Consider the following 257-nt stretch of genomic DNA (forward strand, 5'->3'; position numbering starts at 1 on the left):
AAGATAATCAATAATCACTTGGTCGAAGTCATCGCCACCAAGTTTATTATCTCCGGCAGTTGATAATACTTCAAATACGCCGTCGCCTAACTCTAGAATAGATACGTCAAATGTTCCCCCACCTAAGTCAAATACGAGAACCTTTTGATCTGTTTCAGTTTTATCTAAACCATAACCAAGTGCAGCAGCTGTAGGTTCGTTGATAATACGTTCAACTTCTAAGCCTGCAATTTTACCAGCATCTTTAGTTGCTTGAC

General features: G+C 39.3%; 1 protein-coding gene. It reads right to left on the minus strand.

Annotated elements, in window-relative coordinates; translation table 11 throughout:
- A partial coding sequence (locus FS742_RS27250) for an Hsp70 family protein (RefSeq protein WP_144616460.1) occupies window positions 1-257 on the minus strand: 257 nt, incomplete at both ends.

It is taken from the genome of Bacillus cereus, assembly GCF_007678085.1.
GTDB classification, from domain to species: Bacteria; Bacillota; Bacilli; order Bacillales; family Bacillaceae_G; genus Bacillus_A; species Bacillus_A cereus_BE.